The organism is Cellulomonas massiliensis JC225, from assembly GCF_000312005.1.
Classification (GTDB): domain Bacteria; phylum Actinomycetota; class Actinomycetes; order Actinomycetales; family Cellulomonadaceae; genus Cellulomonas; species Cellulomonas massiliensis.
Genome location: NZ_HE978588.1, coordinates 2,664,892 through 2,689,111, shown reverse-complemented (window position 1 = coordinate 2,689,111; position 24,220 = coordinate 2,664,892). Strand labels below are relative to the sequence as shown.

At 75.2% G+C, this 24,220-nt stretch carries 22 protein-coding genes and 1 tRNA gene; 18 read left to right on the top strand and 5 right to left on the bottom strand.

Annotation, left to right across the window (positions count from 1 at the left end):
• Positions 1-7: 7 nt before the first annotated feature.
• The gene (gene tkt, locus HGCM_RS12760; protein ID WP_019137224.1) at positions 8-2,176 is read right to left on the bottom strand and encodes a transketolase; all 2,169 of its coding nucleotides are present in this window, start codon (positions 2,174-2,176) and stop codon (positions 8-10) included.
• Positions 2,177-2,573: 397 nt separating this feature from the next.
• On the opposite strand from tkt, the gene HGCM_RS12755 reads away from it, so the two are divergent.
• The 11 genes from HGCM_RS12755 to HGCM_RS12705 all read left to right on the top strand — a co-directional run bounded on the left by HGCM_RS12755 (position 2,574) and on the right by HGCM_RS12705 (position 13,029).
• A complete protein-coding gene (locus HGCM_RS12755; protein ID WP_019137223.1) occupies positions 2,574-3,593 on the top strand; it encodes a heme o synthase in 1,020 nt (339 codons plus the stop codon).
• Positions 3,594-3,667: 74 nt separating this feature from the next.
• Positions 3,668-4,537, top strand: a complete 870-nt coding sequence (locus tag HGCM_RS12750) for a ParA family protein (RefSeq protein ID WP_019137222.1) — start codon at positions 3,668-3,670, stop codon at positions 4,535-4,537.
• Positions 4,521-5,501 (top strand): segregation and condensation protein A, encoded by a 981-nt coding sequence (locus HGCM_RS12745; protein WP_019137221.1) that lies wholly within the window; start codon positions 4,521-4,523, stop codon positions 5,499-5,501. The genes HGCM_RS12750 and HGCM_RS12745 overlap by 17 nt, the downstream gene beginning before the upstream one ends.
• Positions 5,498-6,247 carry an SMC-Scp complex subunit ScpB gene (gene scpB, locus HGCM_RS18275; RefSeq protein ID WP_019137220.1) on the top strand — a complete coding sequence of 250 codons (750 nt, stop codon included), beginning with the start codon at positions 5,498-5,500 and terminating at the stop codon, positions 6,245-6,247. Before HGCM_RS12745 ends, scpB begins: the two co-directional genes overlap by 4 nt.
• Positions 6,248-6,393: 146 nt before the next feature.
• Positions 6,394-7,128, top strand: coding sequence for a pseudouridine synthase (locus tag HGCM_RS12735; RefSeq protein WP_370906332.1), 735 nt, complete (start codon positions 6,394-6,396; stop codon positions 7,126-7,128).
• Complete coding sequence (locus HGCM_RS12730; RefSeq protein WP_019137218.1) at positions 7,125-8,234, top strand: prephenate dehydrogenase; 1,110 nt, start codon at positions 7,125-7,127, stop codon at positions 8,232-8,234. The genes HGCM_RS12735 and HGCM_RS12730 overlap by 4 nt, the downstream gene beginning before the upstream one ends.
• The gene (gene cmk, locus HGCM_RS12725; RefSeq protein ID WP_019137217.1) at positions 8,231-8,926 is read left to right on the top strand and encodes a (d)CMP kinase; all 696 of its coding nucleotides are present in this window, start codon (positions 8,231-8,233) and stop codon (positions 8,924-8,926) included. The genes HGCM_RS12730 and cmk overlap by 4 nt, the downstream gene beginning before the upstream one ends.
• A gap of 7 nt (positions 8,927-8,933) precedes the next feature.
• Entirely contained in the window at positions 8,934-9,641 is a 708-nt protein-coding gene (locus tag HGCM_RS12720) for a lysophospholipid acyltransferase family protein (RefSeq protein WP_019137216.1), read from the top strand.
• A 59-nt stretch (positions 9,642-9,700) separates the two neighbouring features.
• On the top strand, positions 9,701-10,336 hold the full coding sequence (locus tag HGCM_RS12715; protein ID WP_019137215.1) for a hypothetical protein: 636 nt from the start codon (positions 9,701-9,703) through the stop codon (positions 10,334-10,336).
• Positions 10,337-10,381: 45 nt separating this feature from the next.
• Positions 10,382-11,938 (top strand): ribosome biogenesis GTPase Der, encoded by a 1,557-nt coding sequence (gene der / locus HGCM_RS12710; protein WP_019137214.1) that lies wholly within the window; start codon positions 10,382-10,384, stop codon positions 11,936-11,938.
• Positions 11,935-13,029, top strand: coding sequence for a hypothetical protein (locus HGCM_RS12705; RefSeq protein ID WP_019137213.1), 1,095 nt, complete (start codon positions 11,935-11,937; stop codon positions 13,027-13,029). The genes der and HGCM_RS12705 overlap by 4 nt, the downstream gene beginning before the upstream one ends.
• Here the strand turns inward: HGCM_RS12705 and HGCM_RS12700 are convergent.
• Positions 13,005-13,397 (bottom strand): YchJ family protein, encoded by a 393-nt coding sequence (locus HGCM_RS12700; protein ID WP_019137212.1) that lies wholly within the window; start codon positions 13,395-13,397, stop codon positions 13,005-13,007. The genes HGCM_RS12705 and HGCM_RS12700 overlap by 25 nt on opposite strands.
• Positions 13,398-13,487: 90 nt before the next feature.
• On the opposite strand from HGCM_RS12700, the gene HGCM_RS12695 reads away from it, so the two are divergent.
• A tRNA-Pro gene (locus HGCM_RS12695) sits at positions 13,488-13,561 on the top strand.
• A gap of 4 nt (positions 13,562-13,565) precedes the next feature.
• Here the strand turns inward: HGCM_RS12695 and HGCM_RS12690 are convergent.
• Complete coding sequence (locus HGCM_RS12690; protein ID WP_019137211.1) at positions 13,566-15,002, bottom strand: pyridoxal phosphate-dependent decarboxylase family protein; 1,437 nt, start codon at positions 15,000-15,002, stop codon at positions 13,566-13,568.
• Complete coding sequence (locus HGCM_RS12685; protein WP_019137210.1) at positions 14,999-16,402, bottom strand: MFS transporter; 1,404 nt, start codon at positions 16,400-16,402, stop codon at positions 14,999-15,001. The genes HGCM_RS12690 and HGCM_RS12685 overlap by 4 nt, the downstream gene beginning before the upstream one ends.
• Positions 16,403-16,662: 260 nt before the next feature.
• Here HGCM_RS12685 and HGCM_RS12680 point away from each other — a divergent pair, with 260 nt between their 5' ends.
• On the top strand, positions 16,663-17,544 hold the full coding sequence (locus tag HGCM_RS12680; protein ID WP_019137209.1) for an endo alpha-1,4 polygalactosaminidase: 882 nt from the start codon (positions 16,663-16,665) through the stop codon (positions 17,542-17,544).
• Positions 17,545-17,612: 68 nt separating this feature from the next.
• On the opposite strand, the gene HGCM_RS12675 is transcribed toward HGCM_RS12680, so the two are convergent.
• Positions 17,613-18,404, bottom strand: coding sequence for a DeoR/GlpR family DNA-binding transcription regulator (locus tag HGCM_RS12675; RefSeq protein ID WP_019137208.1), 792 nt, complete (start codon positions 18,402-18,404; stop codon positions 17,613-17,615).
• A gap of 96 nt (positions 18,405-18,500) precedes the next feature.
• Here HGCM_RS12675 and HGCM_RS12670 point away from each other — a divergent pair, with 96 nt between their 5' ends.
• From HGCM_RS12670 to HGCM_RS12650, 5 genes are all read left to right on the top strand, one after another.
• Positions 18,501-19,829, top strand: coding sequence for an alpha-glucosidase/alpha-galactosidase (locus tag HGCM_RS12670; protein ID WP_019137207.1), 1,329 nt, complete (start codon positions 18,501-18,503; stop codon positions 19,827-19,829).
• On the top strand, positions 19,826-20,677 hold the full coding sequence (locus HGCM_RS12665; protein ID WP_019137206.1) for a class II fructose-bisphosphate aldolase: 852 nt from the start codon (positions 19,826-19,828) through the stop codon (positions 20,675-20,677). Before HGCM_RS12670 ends, HGCM_RS12665 begins: the two co-directional genes overlap by 4 nt.
• A gap of 10 nt (positions 20,678-20,687) precedes the next feature.
• Positions 20,688-21,755 carry an amidohydrolase family protein gene (locus HGCM_RS12660; protein ID WP_019137205.1) on the top strand — a complete coding sequence of 356 codons (1,068 nt, stop codon included), beginning with the start codon at positions 20,688-20,690 and terminating at the stop codon, positions 21,753-21,755.
• Between the two features lie 120 nt (positions 21,756-21,875).
• The gene (locus tag HGCM_RS12655; RefSeq protein WP_019137204.1) at positions 21,876-22,757 is read left to right on the top strand and encodes an SIS domain-containing protein; all 882 of its coding nucleotides are present in this window, start codon (positions 21,876-21,878) and stop codon (positions 22,755-22,757) included.
• Between the two features lie 45 nt (positions 22,758-22,802).
• A complete protein-coding gene (locus HGCM_RS12650; protein WP_019137203.1) occupies positions 22,803-24,125 on the top strand; it encodes an ABC transporter substrate-binding protein in 1,323 nt (440 codons plus the stop codon).
• The last annotated feature ends 95 nt before the right edge of the window (positions 24,126-24,220 follow it).

Below are 24,220 nucleotides of genomic sequence, written 5' to 3'. Positions count from 1 at the left end.
CGTGCGCTCAGGCCTGCTGGTCTCCCGTGCCCGTGCTCGTCGGTGCGGCCTCCGAGCCCGTCGGGGCGCCGGCGCCGCCGGCGGCGGCGAGCGACTCGCGGGCCGCGGCCACGACGGCCTCCGCCGTGATGCCGAACTCGCGGTAGAGCGTCTCGTAGTCCGCCGAGGCGCCGAAGTGCTCGAGCGAGACGCTGCGGCCCGCGTCGCCGACGACGCCCCGCCACGACATGGCGATGCCCGCCTCGACGGACACCCGGGCACGCACGGACGCCGGGAGCACCGACTCGCGGTACGCGTCGTCCTGCTCGGCGAACCACTCGAACGACGGCATCGAGACCACGCGCGTCGGGACACCCTCGCTCTCGAGGACCGCGCGCGCCTCGACCGCGAGCTGCACCTCCGAGCCGGTGCCGACGAGGATGACCTCGGGGGTGCCGGTGCTGGCCTCGAGCAGGACGTACGCGCCGCGCGCGACGCCCTCCGCGCCCGCGAAGCCGTCCTCGCCGCGCGGGAACGTGGGCACGTTCTGCCGGGTGAGGATGAGGCCGACCGGGCCGGACGTGTGCTCGAGGATCGCCTTCCAGGCCTGCGCAGTCTCGTTCGCGTCGGCCGGCCGGACGACGGTGAGGCCCGGGATCGCGCGCAGCGCGGTGAGGTGCTCGACGGGCTGATGCGTCGGGCCGTCCTCGCCGAGGCCGATCGAGTCGTGCGTCCACACGTAGACGGCGGGGGCGCCCATGAGCGAGGCGAGCCGCACCGAGCCGCGCATGTAGTCGGCGAACTGCAGGAAGGTGCCGCCGTAGGGGCGCGTGAGCCCGTGCAGCGTGATGCCGGAGAGGATCGCGCCCATGCCGTGCTCGCGGATGCCGAAGTGCAGCGTCCGGCCGTACTCGTCGCCCGCGAACTCGTGCGTCGAGCGCTTCGCCGGCAGGAAGGACGGCTGGCCCTTCATGGTCGTGTTGTTCGAGCCCGCGAGGTCCGCCGAGCCGCCCCAGAGCTCGGGCAGCACCGGCCCGATCGCCGAGAGCACGTTGCCGGACGCGGCGCGGGTGGCGACGGCCTTGCCGGCCTCGAACACCGGCAGGGCGTCCTCCCAGCCCGCAGGCAGCTCGCGCGCCTGCAGGCGGTCCAGCAGCGCCTTCTTCTCCGGGTTCGCGGCGGCCCAGGCGTCGAAGCCCTCCTGCCACGTCGCGCGGGCCTCGCGGGCGCGGTCGGCGAGCGACCGGGTGTGCGCGAGCACCTCGTCGGAGACCTCGAACGTCCGGTCGGGGTCGAAGCCGAGCAGCTCCTTGAGGCCGCGGACCGCGTCGGTGCCGAGCTTCGAGCCGTGGGACGAGTGGTCGTCGGTCTTGCCGGGGGTCGGCCACGCGATGAGCGTGCGCAGCCCGATGAACGACGGCTTGTCGGTGACGGCCTTCGCCGCCTCGATCGCGGCCGCCAGGGCGTCGACGTCCTCGCGGTACTCGCCGCCGGCGGTCCAGTCGACGAACTGCACGTGCCAGCCGTACGCCTCGTAGCGCGCGAGCACGTCCTCGGTGAACGCGATCTCCGTGTCGCCCTCGATCGAGATGTGGTTGTCGTCCCACAGGACGATGAGGTTGCCGAGCTCCTGCGTCCCCGCGATGGACGACGCCTCGCTGGTCACGCCCTCCTGCAGGTCGCCGTCGGACGCGATGACGAAGGTGTAGTGGTCGAACGGGCTCGTGCCGGGAGCGGCGTCGGGGTCGAGGATGCCCCGCTCGCGGCGCTGCGCCATCGCGAAGCCGACGGCCGACGCGAGGCCCTGGCCCAGCGGGCCGGTCGTGATCTCGACGCCCTCGGTGTGCTTGTACTCCGGGTGGCCCGGCGTCTTCGAGCCCCACGTCCGCAGCGCCTGGAGGTCCTCGAGCTCGAGCCCGAAGCCGCCGAGGTAGAGCTGGATGTACTGCGTCAGGCAGCTGTGCCCGGCGGAGAGGACGAAGCGGTCGCGACCCAGCCAGTGGGTGTCCGTCGGGTCGTGGCGCAGGACGTTCTGGTAGAGCAGGTACGCCGCGGGCGCGAGGCTGATCGCGGTGCCCGGGTGCCCGTTGCCGACCTTCTCGACCGCGTCCGCCGCGAGCACGCGCACGGTGTCGACCGCACGCACGTCGAGATCGGTCCAGCCGACCGTCCGAGCCAGGGGAGCCTTCGCGTTCACCGCACCTCATTCCCACCCGGGCGTCGTGCACCGGGTGCCGTGTCAGACCTGGGCCGACCGCCCGCGGGAGGGCTCGTCGGGGTCGGGGCCGCCGCGCACCCGTCGTCGTCGCAGAGGTGCCGGCGCGGGGTCGCGGCCGGCTCGTCGCCGGGGTGGGTTCGTCTGCGGAACCGTCCTCAGCGAGCCTATAGCGCGCCCGGTGGGGCGCGAGGCGAGCGCCCACCATGCGAGGACGGGGGCGCACCGGACCCGCCGCGGCTCCCATGCCGCACGTCACCGCGCCGCGGAAGGGACGCAGGTCCCGACGCGACCGATCTCACACGTCGCGGCGGCCTGCGGCGGGGCGCAGGCCGTAGCATGGCTGCAGCACCCCCGATGACGAACGGAGCCGCAGCGCGTGCGCCTCTCCACCCCCCTGTCGCTCGACGGAGCCGCGTCCGCCCGGGCGGCGGCCACGCCGACGTCGACGACCCCGGGGGAGAGCGCCACGACCGGGGCTGCCGCCCCCCCGGCTCCCGTCGACCGGCTGGCGGCGCTGCGCAAGCGGGCGGGCGCGTACCTGGCGCTCACCAAGCCCCGCGTCATCGAGCTGCTGCTGGTGACGACGATCCCGACGATGATCCTGGCCGAGGGCGGCCTGCCCAGCATCGGCCTGGTGCTCGCGACGCTCGTCGGCGGTGCGGCGGCGGCCGGGTCGGCCAACACGCTGAACTGCTACCTCGACCGCGACATCGACCAGGTCATGCACCGGACGAAGCGCCGTCCGACGGTGACGGGCGAGGTCTCCCCGCGTGCGGCGCTGACGTTCGGGCTCGTGCTCGGCGTGGTGTCGCTCGTCTGGCTCGCCGTCATGGTGAACCCGGTCTCCGCCTGGCTCACGGCCGCGGCGATCCTCATCTACGTCGTCGGCTACACGATGATCCTCAAGCGCCGCACGCCGCAGAACATCGTCTGGGGCGGGTCCGCGGGCTGCATGCCGGTGCTCATCGGCTGGTCGGCCGTGACCGGCGGGATCGGCTGGCCCGCCGTCCTGCTGTTCGGCGTCATCTTCTTCTGGACCCCGCCGCACTACTGGCCGCTGTCGATGAAGTTCCGCCGCGACTACGAGGCGGCCGGCGTGCCGATGCTCCCGGTCGTCGCGTCCGACACCAAGGTCGCCCGCGAGATGATCGGCTACACGGTCGCGATGATCGCCTGCAGCCTGCTGCTGGTCCCGGCCGCCGGGATGACGTGGGTGTACGCGCTGGTCGCGACGGCGCTCGGTGCGTGGTTCCTGTGGACGTGCATCACGCTGCTGCGCCGGGCCGACAAGCCCCAGCGCGGGCGCCTCAACGCGATCTGGGTGTTCCACGCCTCCATCACGTACCTGTCGCTGCTGTCGATCGCCATCGCGGTCGACGTGTTCCTGCCGCTCTGAGTGGCGCCACACCGGACGTCGCACGCGGTCGTGCGCCCGTGCTCGGGTAGGTTGTCGGGCGTGGTGATGGCGCGGTGAGCAACGACACGGTGAGCACGCAGCCCCAGGTCGACGTCGTCGGCCGCCCGCTGCCCGACTTCCCCGTCCCCGCGCCGCTGCCGTCGCACGGCCCCGCGCGGGTCATCGCGATGTGCAACCAGAAGGGCGGCGTCGGCAAGACGACGACCACCATCAACCTCGCGGCGGCGCTGGCCGAGTACGGCCGGCGCGTGCTCGTGGTCGACTTCGACCCGCAGGGCGCGGCGTCGGTCGGTCTCGGCATCAACCCGCACGAGCTCGAGCTCACCGTCTACAACCTGCTGATGGACCGCAACGCGCGGCTCGAGGAGGTCGTGCGCACGACGGGCGTCGAGGGCCTGGACCTGCTGCCGGCCAACATCGACCTCTCGGCCGCCGAGGTGCAGCTCGTGGGGGAGGTCGCGCGCGAGTCGATCCTGGCGCGCGTCCTGCGGCCCGCGCTCGACGACTACGACGTCGTCCTCGTCGACTGCCAGCCGTCCCTGGGCCTGCTGACCGTGAACGCGCTCACGGCCGCCCACGGGGTCCTCATCCCGCTGGAGTGCGAGTTCTTCGCGCTGCGCGGCGTCGCGCTGCTCGTCGAGACGATCGACAAGGTCCGGGACCGGCTGAACCCCCGCCTGGAGGTCGACGGCATCCTGGCGACGATGTACGACGCCCGGACGCTGCACGCGCGCGAGGTCGTCGCCCGGGTGCACGAGGCGTTCGGCGACACGCTGCTGCAGACGGTCATCGGCCGGACGGTGAAGTTCCCGGACGCGACGGTCGCCGCCGAGCCGATCACGAGCTACGCCCCCACCCACGCGGGAGCGATCGCCTACCGGCAGCTCGCGCGCGAGCTCATCGCCCGTGGCGACGCCGCCTGACGGCGGGGCGCCGTCTGACCACGGGGCGACGACCCTCGGGACGCCCGGCGCCGGGCCGGGCGCGGACGCGGCGCCCCGGGGCACGCAGGGGTTCGAGGTCCACCTCGACAACTTCTCCGGACCGTTCGACCTGCTGCTCGGGCTCATCGCCAAGCACAAGCTCGACATCACGGAGGTCGCGCTCGCGCGCGTGACGGACGAGTTCATCGGGTACATCCGGCAGGCGGAGCGGGAGTGGGACCTGTCGCGCGCGAGCGAGTTCCTCGTCGTCGCGGCGACGCTGCTCGACCTCAAGGCCGCGCGGCTGCTGCCGTCCGGCGACGTCGAGGACGCCGAGGACCTCGAGCTGCTGGAGGCACGCGACCTGCTGTTCGCGCGGCTGCTGCAGTACCGCGCGTACAAGCGCCTCGCGGGCGACCTGGCGGAGCGGATGGCGACCGAGGGGCGCCGGTTCCCGCGGGTCGTGCAGCTCGAGCCGCAGCTGGCCGCGCTCCTGCCCGAGCTCGTGTTCCAGGTCGGCCCGGACCAGCTCGCGCAGCTGGCCGCGAAGGCGCTCACGCCCCGGGCGGCGCCGCCGGGGGTCGACCTGAGCCACCTGCACGCCCCGCCGGTGAGCGTGCGCGAGCAGGCCGCCGTGCTGGTGGACCGGCTCCGGCACTCGGGCGCGACGTCGTTCCGCGCGCTCGTCGGCGACGCCGGCTCGACCATCGTCGTCGTCGCGCGCTTCCTCGCGCTGCTCGAGCTGTTCCGGGAGGGCGCGGTCGGGTTCGACCAGGTCACCCCGCTCGGGGAGCTCACCGTGCGGTGGACGGGTGCGGCCGAGGGCGACGTCGAGGTCTCCGACGACTTCGACCAGCTCGACACCACCGCGGAGCCCGCCGCCGGCCCGACCACCGAGGCACCGGCCGCCGGCCGCACCGACCCCGTGGCCGCCGCCGCGGCGCAGCAGGAGGACCACGCATGAGCGACGAGCACCCCGACCACCCGGCTCCCGCCGCGGCCGACGCGCCGCCGGGCACCGCGCCCGACGCCGTGCCCCACGATCGGCCCACCGGTGGGCCCGCCGACGGGCTCACCGGCGCGCCCGCCGACGGGGCCACGGGCGCGCCCGCCGCGGACGAGCTCGCCTTCGACGTCGAGGCGCTGCCCGGCGGCGCGCTGGCGGCGCTCGAGGCCGTGCTCATGGTCGCCGACGAGCCGATCCCGGCGGTGCGGCTCGCGACGGCGCTCGCGCTGCCGACCTCGCGCGTCGAGGAGCTGCTCGACGAGCTGGCGGCGGAGTACCGCGGCGCGAGCGGCGGGCGCCCCCGCGGCTGGGAGCTACGGCGTGCCGGCGAGGGCTGGCGCGTGTACTCCGCCCCGGCCTACGCGGACGTCGTCGGGCGCTTCGTCCTCGACGGCCAGACGGCGCGGCTCACGCAGGCGGCCCTCGAGACGCTGGCGGTGATCGCCTACCGGCAGCCGGTCACGCGCGGGCAGGTCTCGGCCGTCCGCGGGGTGAACGTGGACGGGGTGGTCCGCACGCTCACGGCGCGCGGTCTCGTCGCCGAGGTCGGCACCGAGCCGAGCAGCGGTGCGGTGCTGTACGCGACCACGGGATACTTCCTGGAGCGGCTGGGGCTCTCGAGCCTCGACGAGCTGCCGCCCCTCGCGCCGTACCTGCCCGACTTCGACGCGCTCGAGGGAGCCGACTCAGGAGAGGTGCGATGAACCAGGACCGACGTGGTGGGGGACGAGGACGCGGGGGCTCCGCCCAGGGCAGGGGCCCGGCGCGGTCGGCGTCCTCGGGTCAGCGCTCCCGTCCGCAGGGCCCGCCGCGGTCCTCGCGCCGGGCGCCCGCGCCCGAGCCCGTGGACGTGCACGACCCCGACGGCGTGCGGCTGCAGAAGGTGCTCGCCTCCGCCGGCCTCGGCTCGCGGCGCGCGTGCGAGCAGCTGATCGCGGACGGCCGCGTGACCGTCGACGGCCAGCCGGTGCTCGAGCTGGGCGTCCGGGTGGACCCGGCCACGGCGGTGATCCACGTCGACGGCATGCGGGTGCAGCTCGACGCGTCGGCCGTCACCATCGCGCTCAACAAGCCGAAGGGCGTCGTCTCGGCGATGCACGACCCGGACGGTCGCCCGACCGTGGCCGAGTTCGTCAGGGACCGCACCGAGCGGCTCTTCCACGTCGGTCGCCTCGACGCGGACACCGAGGGCCTGCTGCTGCTGACGAACGACGGCGAGCTCGCGAACCGGCTCTCGCACCCCTCGCACGGCGCCCCGAAGACGTACCTCGCCGAGGTCGAGGGCCACGTGCCGAACCGGCTGGTGCAGCAGCTCACGCGCGGCGTCCAGCTCGAGGACGGTCCCGTCGCGGTCGACGCGGTGCGCATCGTGCAGGCGCTGCCGCACGCGAGCCTCGTCGAGCTCGTGCTGCACGAGGGGCGCAACCGCGTCGTGCGGCGGATCTTCGAGGAGGTCGGTCACCCGGTCACGCGGCTGGTCCGCACGCAGATCGGCCCGATCAAGCTCGGCGAGCTCAAGCCGGGCCGCACGCGCGTGCTCTCGAAGACCGAGGTCGGATCGCTCATGACCCAGGTGGGGATGTGACCGCTGCGACCGCCGGGCCCGTCCGGGTCGTCGGCACGGGCCTGCTCGGCGCGTCCGTCGGCCTGGGCCTGCGGGCGCACGGGGTCGACGTGGTGCTGCACGACCCGTCCCGCACCGCCTTGGCCCTGGCCCGGGACGTGGGCGCGGGGCGGCCCGCGACGGCGGACGAGCCCGAGCCGGCGCTCGTCGTGGTGGCTGCGCCGCCGGACGTCACGGCCGACGTCGTCGCGGCCGAGCTCGCGGCGCACCCGGGCGCGGTCGTCACCGACGTCGCGAGCGTGAAGGGGTACGTCCTCGACGAGCTGCACGCCGCGGGCGCCGACCTCACCCGCTACGTCGGGTCGCACCCGATGGCGGGCCGCGAGCGCTCCGGTCCCTCGGCCGCCGTGCCGGAGCTGTTCCTGGGCCGGCCGTGGGTCGTCGTCGGCTCCGGTGCGTCGTCCGACCAGGCGGTGCTCGCCGTGCGCTCGCTCGCGGTCGACCTGGGCGCGGTCCCCGTGACGATGGACGCCGCGGCGCACGACGCCGCCGTGGCGGCCGTCTCGCACGTCCCGCAGGTCGTGGCGTCGCTCGTCGCCAGCCGGCTCGTCGGCACCGCGCCCGACGCGCTCGGCCTCGCCGGCCAGGGGCTGCGCGACGTCACGCGCATCGCGGCGTCCGACCCGGCGCTGTGGACGTCGATCCTCGCCGCGAACGCGGGTCCCGTCCGCGAGGTGCTGGCGGAGCTGCGCGACGACCTGGACGGCGTGATCGGCGCGCTCGACCGCGCGGACGCCGCCGGCGGCCCGGAGGACGTCGAGCTGGGCGCGCTCGCGCGGATCGCGGACACGATCGCGCGCGGCAACGACGGCGTGGCCCGGATCCCCGGCAAGCACGGCGGCGCGCACCGCGAGTACGCCGTCGTCACCGTGCTGGTGCCCGACACCCCCGGCGAGCTCGCCCGCCTCCTGACCCAGGTCGGCGAGGCGGGGGTCAACCTCGAGGACCTCACGCTCGAGCACGCCGCCGGCCGCCCGGTCGGCATGGCGAACATCGCGGTGCTGCCGGCTGCGGCCGCGCACCTGGAGAGCGAGCTGACGGCTCGCGGTTGGAGGCTGGCCCGGTGAACGCGCTCGTGGTGGCGATCGACGGACCCTCGGGGTCCGGCAAGTCGAGCGTCTCGAAGGGGGTCGCCCGGGCGCTCGGCCTGGCCTACCTCGACACCGGCGCGATGTACCGGGCGGCGACCTGGTGGTGCCTGGACCGCGGGGTGGACCTCGCGGACCAGCCGGCGGTGGCGGACGCGGTGCGGGCGATGCCGCTCGTCATGGGAGTCGACCCGTCCGCCCCGACGGTCACCGTCGGCGGCACCGACGTCGGCGCGGCGATCCGCGAGACGGCGATCTCCGCGGCCGTCAGCGCCGTCGCGACGAACCTCGCGGTGCGCGACGAGCTGCGCCGCCTGCAGCGTGCCGCCATCGACGCCGAGCGGGCCTCGGGCTCGTTCTCCGAAGGCCGCGGGATCGTGGCCGAGGGCCGCGACATCACGACGGTCGTCGCGCCGGACGCCGACGTGCGGGTCCTGCTCACGGCGAGCGAGGAGGCCCGGCTGGCCCGCCGCGCGCTCGACGTGCACGGCTCCGCGGACGCCGCCTCCGTCGAGGCGACGCGCGACCAGGTGCTGCGCCGCGACGCCGACGACTCCATGGTCGTGCAGTTCCACACCGCCGCCGACGGCGTCGTGACGGTGGACTCCTCCCAGCTCGACCTGCCGCAGACGATCGAGGCGGTGCTCTCGGTCGTCCGCGCGCGCGGCTGAGCCGGCGGTGAGCGAGCAGCCCGCCGCGGCGGTCCGCGCGAGCCGCCCGGCGCTCGTCGCGCCCCCGCGATGGTCGCGTGGCATCGGCGCGTTCCTCGCGCACGTCCTGTGGCGCACCGACGTCGTCGGCGCGGAGCACGTGCCGGCCGACGGCCCGGTCGTGCTCGTCGCGAACCACACCGGCCTGCCGGACGGCCCGGTGCTGTTCGGCGTCGCCCCGCGGCCCGCGCACGTCCTCGTCAAGGAGGAGATGTTCGTCGGTCCGGTGGGCTGGCTGCTGCGGCGCTCCGGCCAGATCCCCGTCAACCGCGGCGACGGCGGGCGTGCGGCCCTCGCGGCGGGCCGGGACGTGCTGCGGGCGGGGGGCGTCGTCGCGGTGTTCCCGGAGGGCGCCCGGGGCCGCGGCGACGTCGCGAGCGCACGCGCCGGGGCGGCGTGGCTGGCGGTCAACGGCGGGGCCGCGATCGTGCCCGTCGCCGTGCTCGGCACCCGCCGGACCGGCCAGTCGGTCAACGCGGTGCCGCCGCCGCGCCGGCGCCTCGTCGTCGAGTTCGGGCCGGCGTTCGACGTCGAGCGACCCGCGGGCACGTCCGGGCGCGCCGCGATCGCGCACGCGAACGAGCAGGTGCGCACCGCGCTGGCGGACGTCATCGCCCGGGCCGTCGAGCGCTCGGGGGTCCAGCTGCCGGCGGACGACCCGCAGCGCCCGGGCTGATCACCGCGCAGGACGATCGTCCTGCGCCGCGGGCCCGACGCGGGTGGTCGGCTGGGGGCATGCGCCGCACCGTCCGGATCCCGCTGCCCACGGCGCGCGAGATCGCCCTCGCCGCCGCGCTGGCCGCCGCTGCTGCGCTGCCCGTCGTGCGGACCTGGCACCTGCAGTGGGGCGCGGACGAGGACGAGCTCGCCGCGACGCTGCCGGGCGACGCGCTGCAGCCCGCGCCGGCGCTCGTCGCCACCCGGGCGGTCACGGTCCGTGCGACGCCCGAGCGGGTGTGGCCGTGGCTCGTGCAGATCGGGCAGGGACGCGGCGGCTTCTACTCCTACGACGCGCTGGAGAACGCGTTCGGCTGCCGCATCGTGTCCGCCGGAAGGGTCGTCGCGCGCTGGCAGCACCTCGCGCCCGGCGACGAGGTGCGGCTCCACCCGCGGGTCGCGCTGCGCGTGGTCGAGGCCGAGCCCGGCCGGTGGATCGTGCTGCGCAGCCCCGACGAAGGCGCGCCCGCGTTCACGTGGTCCTTCGTGCTGCGGCCCGGGCGGGACCGCACGACGCGCGTCGTCGTGCGGGAGCGGTACGCCGCGCCGACGCCGTTCGTCCGGGCCGTGCTGGAGCCCACCGCCGCGGCCAGCGCCGTCATGACGCGCGGCATGCTGCGCGGGCTGCGGCGGCGCGTGGAGGAGACGGCCTGACCGGGGTGGCGCGCCGCGGGTCGGCGGCCTGGGACACTGGTGCCCATGACCGACCCCGCAGCGAACGAGCCCGCCGTGCCCGCTCCCGCCGACCCCGCCGCCGAGGCGCTCGTCGACGAGGAGCTCGAGCTCGGCGACGACGAGGTCATCGTCCTGCCCGACGAGTCCGGCGACGCCGACCGCGAGCGCGCCCTGCGCGCCGGCCTCGCGGAGTACGAGCTCGACGACGAGGACCTGGCCCTGCTCGACGGCGACGTCGTCGTCGGCGACGACGGGGGCGCGGGCCACGCGCTGCCCGTGCTGGCCGTCGTGGGGCGCCCGAACGTCGGCAAGTCGACCCTCGTCAACCGCATCCTCGGCCGCCGTGAGGCCGTCGTCGAGGACAAGCCGGGCGTGACCCGAGACCGCGTGAGCTACCCGGCGGAGTGGTCCGGACGGCGCTTCACGCTCGTCGACACGGGCGGCTGGGAGGTCGACGTCGCGGGGATCGAGAAGCGCGTGGCCGAGCAGGCCGAGGTCGCGATCGAGCTCGCCGACGCGGTCGTCTTCGTCGTCGACGCCACGGTCGGGTCCACGGACACCGACGAGCAGGTCGTCCGCCTGCTGCGGCGGTCCGGCAAGCCGGTCGTCCTGTGCGCGAACAAGGTCGACGGGCCCGCGGGCGAGGCCGACGCGTACGCGCTGTGGTCGCTCGGGCTCGGCGAGCCCTTCCCCGTCTCGGCCCTGCACGGCCGGGGGACCGGTGACCTGCTCGACGCCGTGCTCGACGTGCTGCCCGAGGTGTCCGCCCACGCGACGCCGATCCCGGAGGGCCCGCGCCGCGTCGCCCTCGTGGGCCGGCCGAACGTCGGCAAGTCCTCGCTGCTCAACAAGGTCGCGGGCACCGAGCGCGTCGTCGTCGACGACACCGCCGGCACCACCCGCGACCCGGTGGACGAGCTCGTCCTGCTGCGCGGCATCCCGTGGACGTTCGTCGACACCGCCGGCATCCGCCGTCGCGTGCACCAGACGAAGGGCGCGGACTTCTACGCCTCGCTGCGCACGCAGGCCGCGATCGAGAAGGCCGAGGTCGGCGTCGTCCTGCTCGACGCCTCCCAGCCGCTCACCGAGCAGGACACCCGCGTGATCTCCCAGGTGGTCGACGCCGGCCGCGCGCTCGTCATCGCGTACAACAAGTGGGACCTCATGGAGGAGGAGCGCCGCTACTACCTCGAGCGCGAGATCGAGAAGGACCTCGTGCAGGTGCAGTGGGCCCCGCGGGTCAACGTCTCGGCGCGCACCGGCTGGCACACCGACCGCCTCGTGCCCGCGCTGGAGAAGGCGCTGGAGTCCTGGGACACGCGCATCCCCACCGGCCGGCTCAACGCGTTCCTCGGCGAGCTGGTCGCCGCCCACCCGCACCCGCTGCGGGGCGGCAAGCAGCCGCGCATCCTGTTCGCGACCCAGGCCTCGACCCGCCCGCCGCGGTTCGTCGTCTTCGCGACGGGATTCATCGAGGCGGGGTACCGCCGCTACATCGAGCGTCGTCTGCGCGAGACCTTCGGGTTCGAGGGGACGCCGATCTCGATCTCCGTGCGGGTGCGGGAGAAGCGCCGCCGGTGACGGACGGCTCGCGCGGCCACGGTCCGGGCGTCGTGCGGCGCCGGCCGCTGCTGCTGCGCGTCGGGCTCCCGCGCGACCCGCGGGGCTCCGCGAACGTCGCGGCGTTCGTCGCCGTCACGGTCGCCACCGTCCTCGTCACCCGCGCGCTGCTCGCGGCGTCCGGCTACCCCCAGGTGGGCGGCGGCGGCCTGCACGTCGCGCACGTGCTGTGGGGCGGGCTCCTCATGGGCGTCGCGCTCGTCCTCGCGGTCACGTACTCCGGCCCCGTCGTGCGCCCGGGCGTCGCGGTGGTCGGCGGCGTCGGCTTCGGGCTGTTCGTCGACGAGATCGGCAAGTTCCTCACCGCCGACAACGACTACTTCTTCAAGCCGGCACCGGCACTCATCTACGTCGTCGTGGTCGTGCTCATGCTGCTGGGCGAGGCGCTGCAGCGCCGCCGGGAGCGCCACCCCAGCGAGGAGCTCGCGGCCGCCGTCGACGAGGCCGTCGCGGGCGTCGCGGGCGGGTTCAGCCCGCGCGCGCGGGCACGCGCGCTCGAGCACGTGCCGGCGCACGACGAGGACGTCCCGGGCACCGCGGAGGCACGCGCCCTCATCGAGGCGGCGCCCGACGACGAGCAGGAGCTCCCGAGCCTCGTCGGTGGCGTCACGCGCCTCGTCACGCGGGGCTCGCGGCAGCTGCTCGCGAACGCGCGCTGGCTGGGCCCGGTCGTCGCCGGCCTCGTGGTCGTGGCGGCGCTCGCGTCCGTCGCGTGGGCGCTGCTCTCGTCCGGCCCGCGCTTCGCCGCGATCGGCGTCGCGGCCGGGGGAGCGGCGCAGCTCGTCCTCGCGGTCGTCGGGCTCGTCACCGGGCGCGGGGCGAGCGAGCGGGCGTTCGAGTGGTACCGGCGCTCGCTGTACGTCGGGCTGCTCGTCACGCAGCCGTTCCTGTTCCGCCTGCAGGAGTGGGTCGCCACCGTCGGGCTCGTCGTGGGTCTCGCGCTGCTCGTCCTCGTCGCCGCCGAGCTGCACGTGCTGGCCGGCCGTCGCCAGGAGCAGGCCGCCGACGCCGCGCGCGAGGAGCGCGGTCAGCGCACGTCGCCGTCCACGTAGGCCCAGCGCCCGTCCTCGCGCACGAACCGGCTGCGCTCGTGCAGCGACCCGCGCCCGTCCGGACCGCGGTGGTGCGCGACGAACTCGACGACGCCCTCGTCGTCGAACGGACTGCCCGCCGAGGTGGCCAGGACGTCCAGCCGCACCCAGCGCACCTCGTCGTCGAGGTCGAGCGTCGCCGGGCGCGTGCTCGGGTGCCACGACGCGCGCAGGAAGGCAGCGTCACCGACCGCGAACGCGCTGTACCGGGCCCGCATGAGCGCCTCGGCGGTCGGCGCGAGGCGATCGCCTCGGTGCACCGGCCCGCAGCAGTCCCCGTACGGGTGGCCGCTCAGGCACGGGCAGCGGGTCGCGTCGTCGATCGGCACACGGCCAGTATCGGGTGCGCGGCGCGTCCCGTCGGCGTTCGGGACGGGCGCGCTCGTACGGTAGAGTTTCCGAGGCCCCACGGGGCCGGACGGGCTGTGGCGCAGCTTGGTAGCGCACTTGACTGGGGGTCAAGGGGTCGCAGGTTCAAATCCTGTCAGCCCGACGTCTCAGGCCTGGTGAGAGGACCTCTCACCAGGCCTGACGTCGTTCCGGACCGGGGCGTCCGGGTCGATCGCCGTCTGCAGGACGTGGACGAGCGCCGGACGCACGACGTCCGCGGGCAGCGACTCGATCGTCGCCATGACGCCCGCGAGCTCGTCGGGCAGGCCCTCGGTGAGGACGCGCTGCACCAGCGTCGGGTCCCCGGACGCGGCGGGCGCACCGCGGACCTCGTCCGCCGCTCGCACCAGGTCGGTGGCGAGCTCCTCGGCGACGTCCTCGGTCGCGGCGGTGAGCGTGAGGTGCGCGGTGCGCGGCAGCACGGTGCCGTCGGGCTGCCTCATCGCCGGCTGGCACTGCGCGAGCCACCCCCGGCCGCGCAGCGCGTCGACGAGGCGGAAGGGGTCGACGCCGCCCGGGCCGTCGGCGGCCAGCGCGAGCAGCGGGCCCACCGGGTCGCCGACGACGCGGACCCCGTCGAGGCCGTCGAGGACCTGGCGGAGGCGCCGGGTCGCCGAGCGGGCCCGGCCGACGAGCGCCGCGTAGCCCTCGTCGCCCAGCACCTCCCCGAGGGCCCACGCCGCCGCCATCGCGCCCGCGGCCCGGGAGCCGAGCACTGTCGGGTTCACGACCGGGTAGCCGGGCCAGGCGGTCGTCGCGAAGTACTGGGCGGCGTGCCGCTCGCGGCCCCGGTGCAGGAGCACGGAGACACCCTTGGGCGCGTAGCCGTACTTGTGCAGGTCCGCGGACAGGGACGTCACGCCGGGCACCGCGAGGTCCCAGGCGGGGAGGTCGCCCCACCACGGCAGCACCCACCCGCCGAGGCACGCGTCGACGTGGCACGCGACGCCGCGCCGGACGGCACCCGCCGCGACCTCCTCCACGGGGTCGAGCGCGCCGAACGGGTAGCAGGGCGCCGAGACGACGACGAGGGCCGCGCGCGGGCCGAGCGAGTCGAGCGCCGCCAGGAGCCGGGCGGCGTCGGCGCGTCCGTCGGGGCCGACCGGGACGGCGACGACGTCGAGGTCGAGGTAGGCGGCCGCCTTGTGGAACGCCGGGTGCGCGGTGGTGGGCAGGACGATCGCGGCGCGGGCCGTCGCGCGCGACGGGTCGGCGGCGCGCCAGGTCTCGCGGGCCGCCTTGACCGCCAGGAGGCAGGACTCCGTGCCGCCCGAGGTCACCGACCCGACGACCTCCTCGTCGCCGTGGAACAGCGACCGTGCCCGCGCGACGAGCGCGCGCTCGAGAACGGCCACCGACGTGAACGTCGTGGGGTCGAGCCCGTTGACGGGCAGGAACGCGGCGGCGGCCCGCTCGGCGAGGCGGTCGAGGTCGGGGTGTCCGGGGTCGTACACGTACGACAGCACCCGCCCGCCGTGGGTGGGAGGGTCGGCCGCGCGCAGCGCCTCGAGCTCGGCGAGCACGTCGTCGGGGGAGCGGGTCACGGCGAGACCTCCACGGAGCCGTCGTCGAGGGCGTCCACGACCTGTGCCGTGAGCCGGTAGCGGGCGAGCGGGAGGAGGCTGAGCGCGACGAGCACCGCCGGGAGCAGCGAGAACGCGACGACGATGCCGGTGAGGGCCGACGCCGGCTGCGCGACGACGTCGCCGCCCGTGCGCGAGACGAAGCCCGTCGCGGCGAGCAGGGCCAGGACGAGCGTCGGCCCGAGCGCGAGGCCGGCGGTCTCCCCGGCGGTCCACACGCCGCTCAGGACGCCGGCGCGGTCGACCCCGCGCGCGCGAGCGTCGACGGACGCGACGTCCGGCAGCATCGCGAGCGGGTACAGCTGCATCCCGGCGTACGCGACGCCCGCGAGCGCGACGGGCGCGTACACCCACGGCCCGGGGGCGGTGCGCGCGGGCAGCAGCGCGAGGGCCGCCACCGCGAAGAGCACCGACGCGCCGACCAGGGCGCGCTGCTTGCCCACGCGCGCCGCGAGCCGGGTGGCGAGCGGCATGACGAGCAGCGCGGGGGCGACGAGGGCCGCGAACAGCAGGGTCACCGCCGCCTGCGAGCCGAGGGTGTACGTCGCGACGTACTGCGCCGCGGCGAGCATCGCGCCCGTGGCGAGCGCCTGCAGGACGAACGTGGCGAGCAGCGCCCGGAAGGCCGGCAGCTCCCGCACCGCGGCGACGCCGGCGCGCAGCGCGTCACCCCGGCGGGCGGGGCGGGGTGCGACCGCGGGAGCGCCGGGGGCCGCGGCCGTCACCACCGCCCGGCGCGGTGCGCCCCACCACGCGGCGAGCATGCCGAGCCCGATCGTCACCCCGCACACCAGACCCATGACGGCGTAGCCGGGCCGGCCGCCGCCCGCGGCGTCGCGGACGAGCGGCCCGCCGGCCCCGAACGCCAGGATGGCGAGCGCCAGCACGGCGATGCGCGGCGCGAGCAGCCGGGTGCGGCTCGCGTAGTCGGGCGCGATCTCGGCGGGCAGCGCGATGTACGGCACCTGGAACAGGCTGAACGCCGTCGCCGCCGCGACGAACGTCGCGACGACCCACGCCGCCGCGGCCGGCCCCACGAGCGCCTCGGGCGCGGCGAACACCGCCGCGAACAGCAGCGGCAGGCTCAGGGCGCCAGCCAGCAGGTACCGCCGGCGGGACCCGGTGCGAGCGGCGGACGCGTCGGACCGGGCGCCGACGAACGGGTCGATCACGACGTCCCAGATCTTCGGGACCGTCACGACGAGCGACGCGAGCCCGGCCGCGACCCCCAGCGTGTCGGTCAGGTAGTACGCGAGGACCAGGCCGGGCAGGGTGCCGAACCCGCCCGTCCCCACGGAGCCGAGGGCGTAGCCGGCCACGGTCCGGCGAGGGAGGGTGGCGTCGTCGCCCCGCACCTGCATGGCCGCGATCCTGCCAGCCGCGGGCCCCGCGGCGGTGCACCTCGCTGCCCGGCCGTTGGCGTGCCGCGCCGGCACCGCTCAGCGGGGCTGAGCGGATGCGCACGACCCGTGGTCCGGTTCGTCCGGGCCTCGCTAGCGTGGCCGCGACGAGTCCGCTGGCGGGCGCCACCGTGCGCCCGCCACCCGTCCGGTGCGCGAGGAGGCGACCGGTCCGGGAGTGAGGAACAGCGCTCGTACCCGACGAACACCTGGGAGCACCCATGTCGCTACGTCTCGTCCGCGCCCGTCGCACCACCACGCTCGCCGCCGCGCTCGTCGCGGCCGCCGTCGCCGTGGCCGTCGGCCTCGCCGCCGCGCCCGCGCGCGCCGCCACGCCCAGCACGGGGGGAGCGACGCTCGACCCACCGGTCGTCACCGCGCCGGGCGCCTGGAAGCCGGCGGTCCGCACGAGCTGGGACTGGCAGCTCGCGTCGGTCCCGAAGTCGCCGTACCGCGCGGTGCAGATGCTGGACTTCGACGGCTTCGACGCCACGAAGGCCGACGTCGCCGCGGTGCACGCCGCGGGCAAGAAGGCGGTCTGCTACCTGTCCGGCGGCTCGTGGGAGAACTGGCGGCCCGACGCCGGCCAGTTCCCCGCGGCGCTCAAGGGCAAGAACCTCGACGGCTGGGCGGGGGAGAAGTGGCTGGACGTGCGCGACGTCCAGAAGGCGAGCAGCACGCTCGCCCGCCTCATGAACGCCCGGCTCCAGATGTGCAAGGACAAGGGCTTCGACATGGTCGAGTGGGACAACGTCGACGGCTACCAGAACGCGTCCGGGTTCTCGCTCAAGGCGCGCGACCAGCTGATCTACAACCAGTTCCTGTTCAACAACACCCACGCGTACGGCATGAGCGTGCTGCTGAAGAACGACCTCGACCAGGTGCGCCAGCTGCTGCCGTACGCGGACGGCGCGCTCAACGAGCAGTGCTTCGAGTACGACGAGTGCGACCTGCTGGTGCCGTTCGTCCAGGCGGGCAAGCCGGTCTTCGTCGCGGAGTACCAGAGGACGACGGGCTTTTGCACGCAGGCCAACGCGCTGAACGTCAACGCGGTGAACTTCTCCCTCGACCTCGACGGCTCGACGTTCCAGCCCTGCCGCTGACCCCGCCCGACGACGAGGCCCGCCCGGTGCGCCGCCGGGCGGGTCTCGTCGCCTCCGGCGCCCGCGGTTCAGACGACGAGCACCTCGATGCCCCGCCGCTCGATGCGGGCGAGCTCCTCGCGGTCCGCGCTCGCGTCCGTGACCAGCACGTGCACCTCGTCGATCTCCGCCATGCGCGCGAGCGTGACCCGGCCGACCTTCGACCCGTCGGCGACCACGACGACGCGCTGCGCGTGCCGGACCATCGCGCTGTTGGTGCGCGCCTCGGTCTCGTCGTGCGTCGTCGCCCCGCCCGACGCGCTGATGCCGTCGGTGCCGAGGATCGCGGTGCCGACGTTGATGGCGTTGAAGGTGTTCTCCGCGATGACGCCGACCGACTCGAACGAGCTCGGCCGCACGACGCCCCCGGTGAGGATGACCTTGAGGTTGGGGCGCGAGGCGATCTCCATCGCGGTCGTCAGCGCGTTCGTGACGATCGCGAGCTCGGGACGCGTCGCGAGCACCTTGGCGACCTCGGCGGTCGTCGTGCCGCCGGAGATGGCGACGCTGTACGGCCCCGGCGGGATGAGCGTGGCGGCCCGGCGGGCGATGCGCTGCTTGGCCTCGCGGTACTGGGAGTCGCGCAGCCGGACGGGCACCTCGGCGCGCGAGGCCGCCCGGGCGCCGCCGTGGGTCCGCACGAGCATGCCCTGCTCCTCGAGGTCGGCGAGGTCGCGCCGCACCGTGGCGGGCGAGACGTCGAGCTCCCGGACCAGGTCGGACAGCGAGACGTGGTCGCGTGACTCCAGCAGGTCCAGCACGGCGAGCATGCGCCCGGACCGCTTGCGGGACGTCGCGTGCGGGATCTCCTGCACCGTCATGGTGGCCCCCTGTGCTCGCTCAGCCAGACTGAGCGGTTTCGTCGAGTCGTGCACGAATTCTTGCACGGTTCGCTCAGGCGCGTCGATCATCGCCGCATGGCCACGATCACCTTCGTCGGCGCGGGCAGCGTCGTGTTCACCCGCCAGCTCGTCGCGGACCTGCTCGGCTTCGGCGACCTCGACCTCGAGCTGTCCCTGCACGACGTGGACGCCGAGCGCCTCGCCGTCGCCGAGGGAACGGCGCGTCGCCTGGTGGAGCAGCTCGGGGCACCGGCCCGGGTGCGGGCCAGCCTGGACCGGCGCGCGGCGCTCGAGGGTGCGCAGTTCGTCGTCAACATGATCCAGGTCGGCGGGATCGACGCCACGATCACCGACCTCGAGCTGCCGGCGCGGTTCGGCCTGCGCCAGACGATCGGCGACACGACCGGGGTCGGCGGCGTCTTCCGCGGCCTGCGGACGTTCCCGGTGCTCACGGCGATCCTCGACGACATGCGCGCGGTCTGCCCCGACGCGGTGCTCCTCAACTACACGAACCCGATGGCGATGAACGTGTGGTGGGCGTCGCTCGCCGCGCCCGACATCCGCACCTACGGGCTGTGCCACTCGGTGTACTGGACGGCGCACGACCTCGCGGCCCTCGTCGGCCTGGACGTCGAGCAGACCCGGTACCGGGCGTACGGCGTCAACCACCAGGCGTGGCTGACGCAGTGGACCCACGAGGGCGAGGACCTCTACCCGCGCCTGCGGGAGCGGATCGCGGCCGACCCCGAGCTCGAGCGGCGGGTCCGGGTCGAGATCTTCCGCCGGATCGGCTACTACCCGACGGAGACGAGCGAGCACTCCTCGGAGTACCTGTCGTGGTTCCTGCACGACGACGCGCAGGTCGAGCGGTTCCGCATCGAGCCGCTGCAGTACATCGGCATCAGCCGGGACAACGTGGCCGAGTACGAGCGCACGCGCGAGCTGCTCGCCGCCGGCGAGCCGCTGCCGCTGGAGGAGGGCGCGACCGAGTACGCGCCGCAGGTGATCCACTCGGTGCTGACCGGCACCCCGCGCGAGATCCACGTCAACGTGCCGAACGCGGCGCCCGGCGGCGGCCTGCTCATCGACAACCTGCCCGCCGGCGCGGCCGTCGAGGTTCCTGCGACCGTGGACGCGGACGGCGTGCACCCCGTGCCGATGGGGCCGCTGCCCGAGCAGTGCGCGGCGCTCAACCGCACGTACCTGTCCGTCGCCGCCCTCGCCGTCGAGGCGGCGCGCACGGGCGACCCGCGGCTGGTCCGGCGGGCCGTCCTCGTCGACCCGAACGCGTCGTCGAGCCTCACGCCGGCGCAGGTGTGGGAGCTGTGCGACGAGCTCGTCGCCGCGCACGGCGACCTGCTGCCCGAGCCGCTGCGCGCCGCGCTGCCCGCGGGGTCGCTGTGACCCTCGCCCGCACCCGCGACCTGGTGGACGCCGCCGTGGCGTCGCGGTCGGCGGTGCTCGCCTTCAACGTCATCACCCTCGAGCACGCGGAGGGCGTCGTCACCGGCCTCGAGCGCGCGGGCGTGCCCGGCCTCCTGCAGGTCAGCGAGAACGCGGTCCGCTACCGGCACGGCCACCACGAGCCGCTGCTGGCCGCCTGCCAGGAGCTGGGCGCCGCGGCGACGGTGCCGGTGGCGCTGCACCTCGACCACGTGCAGGACGCCGCGCTGCTGCGCCTGGGCATCGCCACCGCGTGGCGGTACGGCGTCTCGTCCGTCATGGTCGACGCCGCGCACCTCGCGTACGACGAGAACGTCGCCGCCACCGCCACGTGGGGCCGCGACGCGCACGCGGCGGGCCTGTGGGTGGAGGCCGAGCTCGGGGAGGTCGGGGGCAAGGACGGTGCGCACGCACCCGGGGTCCGCACCGACCCCGACGAGGCCGCGCGCTTCGTCGCCGCCACCGGCGTCGACGGGCTGGCGGTCGCCGTCGGCTCGTCGCACGCGATGGTGACCGCCACCGCGTCGCTGGACCTGGACCTCGTGGCGCGGCTCGCCGCGTCGGTGCCCGTGCCGCTCGTCCTGCACGGGTCGTCCGGTGTCCCGCACGACGTGCTGCAGGAGGCCGTGCGGGCGGGCATCCGCAAGGTGAACGTCGGCACGGCCCTCAACGTGGTGCTGACCGAGCAGGTGCGGCGCGTGCTGCGGGACGACGAGCGGGTCACCGACCCGCGCCGGTACCTCGCGGCCGGCCGCGACGCGGTCGCCGACGCCGTCGCCGCCACGTGCGCCGTGGTGCTGGCGGCCTGAGGCGGTGGCGGTGGGGACGGGCACGCCGGGCCTGAGCGACCTCCGCCTGGCCGACTGGCGCCCACGGCGGCGGCTCGTCGTCGAGGAGACCGACGTCCCGGTGCCCGCCGCACCGTGCGTCGACGCCCACAACCACCTCGGCCGCTGGCTGACGCCGCCGGGGTGGACGGCCCCGGACGTGGACGCGCTCCTCGCGCTCATGGACCGCCGCCACGTCGAGACGGTCGTCAACCTCGACGGCATGCTCGGCGACGAGCTCGAGGCGAACCTCGACCGGTACGACCGCGCGCACCCCGGCCGGTTCGTCACGTACTGCCAGCTGGACTGGTCGGTGCTGGCGGCCGACGACGCGCAGGCCCGCCTCGCGCGGCAGCTGCGCGACGCCGCACGCCGCGGCGCCCGTGGCGTCAAGGTCTGGAAGACGCTGGGCCTGCACCACCGCGACGCCGCGGGCGCGCTCGTCCTGCCCGACGACGAGCGCGTCGTGCGGACGCTGGCGCTGGCGGGTGAGCTGGGCCTGCCCGTGACGATCCACGTCGCCGACCCGGTCGCCTTCTTCGACCCGCTCGACGCGACGAACGAGCGCGTCGAGGAGCTCGGCGAGCACCCCGAGTGGTGGTTCGGCGACCGGGCGGTGCACCCGTCGTTCGACCGGCTGCTCGGGGCGCTCGAGGCGCTGGTGCTGGCGACCCCGGGGACCACCTACGTGGGCGCCCACGTCGGCTGCGTCGCGGAGGACCTCGACCGGGTCGAGCGCCTGCTGGCGGCGGCGCCGAACTGGCACGTCGACGTCGCGGGCCGGATGGCGGAGCTCGGTCGCCAGCCCCGGCGTGCCCGTCGGCTCGTCGAGCGCTGGCCCGACCGGGTCCTGTTCGGGACCGACGTCTTCCCGCTCGACGACGCGTCGCTGACGACGCACTACCGGTTCCTGGAGACGGCGGACGAGGCGTTCGACTACGCGCCGGGGGAGCCGGTGCCGCCCCAGGGACGGTGGACGGTGAGCGGCCTCGACCTGCCGCCGGACGTGCTCGAGGCGGTCTACCGCGGCAACGCCCGCCGTCTGCTCCACCTCGGCTGAGGCGAACGATCAGAAATAGTGAGCGAGTAGTTCAGTTTCATTGCGAACCGCTCAGTCCGCTCACCACGATGGCAGCACGGACGTCGAGTCGTCGGCACCGGTCGCAGAGAGGCACCCCACGTGAGCACCAGCACCACCGCACGCGAGATCGCGAGCCAGCCCGACATCTGGGAGCGCGCCCTGCGCGAGACGTCCGTCGGCGACGTCCTCGGGCGGCCGGGGGAGCGGCTCCTGCTGCTCGGGTGCGGCACGAGCGAGTTCGTCGCCGAGTCGCTCGCCGTGCTGCGGGAGCGCGCCGGGCTCGGCGTCACCGACGCCGCCTACGCCTCCGAGTGGCAGCCGGGCCGCCCGTACGACCGGGTCGTGGTCATCAGCCGCTCCGGGACCACGACCGAGGTCGGGGAGGCGCTCACCCGCGTCGCGCCGGGCACGCCGACGACGGCGGTCGTCGCGGTCGCCGGCACGCCGGTCGCCGAGGCGGTCGACGAGGCGCTGGTGCTCGACTTCGCCGACGAGGAGTCCGTCGTGCAGACCCGGTTCCCCACGACCGTGCTCGCGCTCGCGCGGCAGTCGTTCGGCGAGGACGTCACCGGGCTCCCCGACGCACTGCGCCGCGCGCTCGCCGCGCCGCTGCCCGTGCCCGTCGACGGCGTCGACCACGTCGTCTACCTGGGGCACGGCTGGACCTACGGCCTGGCGCAGGAGGCGGCGCTGAAGGTCCGCGAGGCGGCGCAGGCCTGGTCGGAGTCGTACCCCGTGCTCGACTACCGCCACGGGCCGATCGCCGTCGCGCACCCCGGCTCGCTCGTCACGATCCTCGGCACGGCGGACCCGACGATCGTCGCGGACATCGAGGTCACCGGCGCCCGCGTCCAGACCTCGGAGGCGGACCCGCTGGTCCAGCTCGTCCAGGCGCAGCGCTTCGCCGTGGCGCTCGCCGAGAGCCGCGGCCTGCAGCCCGACACGCCCCGGCACCTCACGCGTTCCGTCGTCCTGTCCTGACACCCAGCACCCTGTCCCCGGCACACCCTCACCGAGGAGGTCACGATGTCCCACCCTCGACCCACGCGCAGACGGATCGCCGTCGCCGGCGGCGTCGCCGCGCTCTCGGCGCTCGCGCTGGCCGCGTGCTCCGGCGGCACGCCCACCGGGGCGGCGACGCTCGACCCCGACGCCAAGGTCACGCTGACCTGGTGGACGGGGCAGGCCGACGAGGCCGAGACGATCCTGGAGGGTCTGGCCGACGAGTTCGAGAAGCTCCACCCGAACGTGACGATCGACGTCTCGTCGGGCGCACCCTCGACGGAGGACCTGCTGCAGAAGCTGTCCGCGGGCTTCGCGGGCGGCACCTACCCGGACGTCTCCTACGCCTACGGCTCGTGGGCGAGCGAGCTGGCCGGCTCGGAGCGCACCCTCGACATCACCGAGCAGGTGAAGGACCCGTCGGTCGGCTGGGACGAGCTGCCCGCCGCCGCCCGGCAGACCGCCCAGCCCGGCGGCGGCGTGACGATCGGCTTCCCCGCGGTCGTCGACAACCTGTCGCTGATCTACAACACGACGGTGTTCGACGCCGCCGGCGTCGCGCACCCCACGGCGGACTGGACGTGGGAGGACTTCCGCGCCGCCGCGAAGCAGCTGACCGACACGTCGACGAACACGTTCGGGTACGGCTACTCGGTGTCGGGCTCCGAGGAGACGACGTGGCAGTTCTGGCCGCACCTGTGGCAGAACGGCGGCGAGATCCTCTCGGCGGACCAGAAGACGGCGACCTTCGACGAGGAGCCGGGCGTGCAGGCCCTGACGTTCCTGCGCGACATGGCCGTCGAGGACAGGAGCGTCTACCTCGACCAGACCGACATCAAGGCCGCCGAGCTGTTCGCGAGCGACCGCATCGCGATGATCACGTCCGGCCCGTGGACCCTCTACGACCTGCAGACGAAGGGCACGAAGTACGGCGTCGTGCCGCTGCCGGGCACCGGCGGGAACCACGAGACGGTCTCCGGGCCGGACCTGTGGGTGCTGTTCGACCACCACGACGCCAACCGCGCGCACTGGTCGTACGAGCTCGTCAGGTGGCTGACGGACCCGGCGCAGGACGTCCGCTGGAACGTCGCGTACGGCAACCTGCCCCTGCGTGACTCGGAGACCTCGTCGCCCGAGTTCCAGGCCCAGGTGAAGGCGATGCCCGGCCTCGACGTGATGGCGGCCAACATGGCGAACGCGAAGCACGCGCGGCCGACGGTCGACGGGTACGTCCAGCTGTCCGAGTCGATCGGCACCGCGATCTCGCAGGTGCTGCAGGGCCAGGGCGAGCCGGGGCCGGCTCTGGAGCAGGCCGCGCAGACCGCGACGCAGGCGCTCGGGGGCTGAGGTGGCGTCGACGGCCGGGACCCGACCCGCGGGGGCGCGCTCGTGGCGCCGCACCGCGCTCACGCCGAGCGCGCACGCCCGCCCGGCGGGGCGCG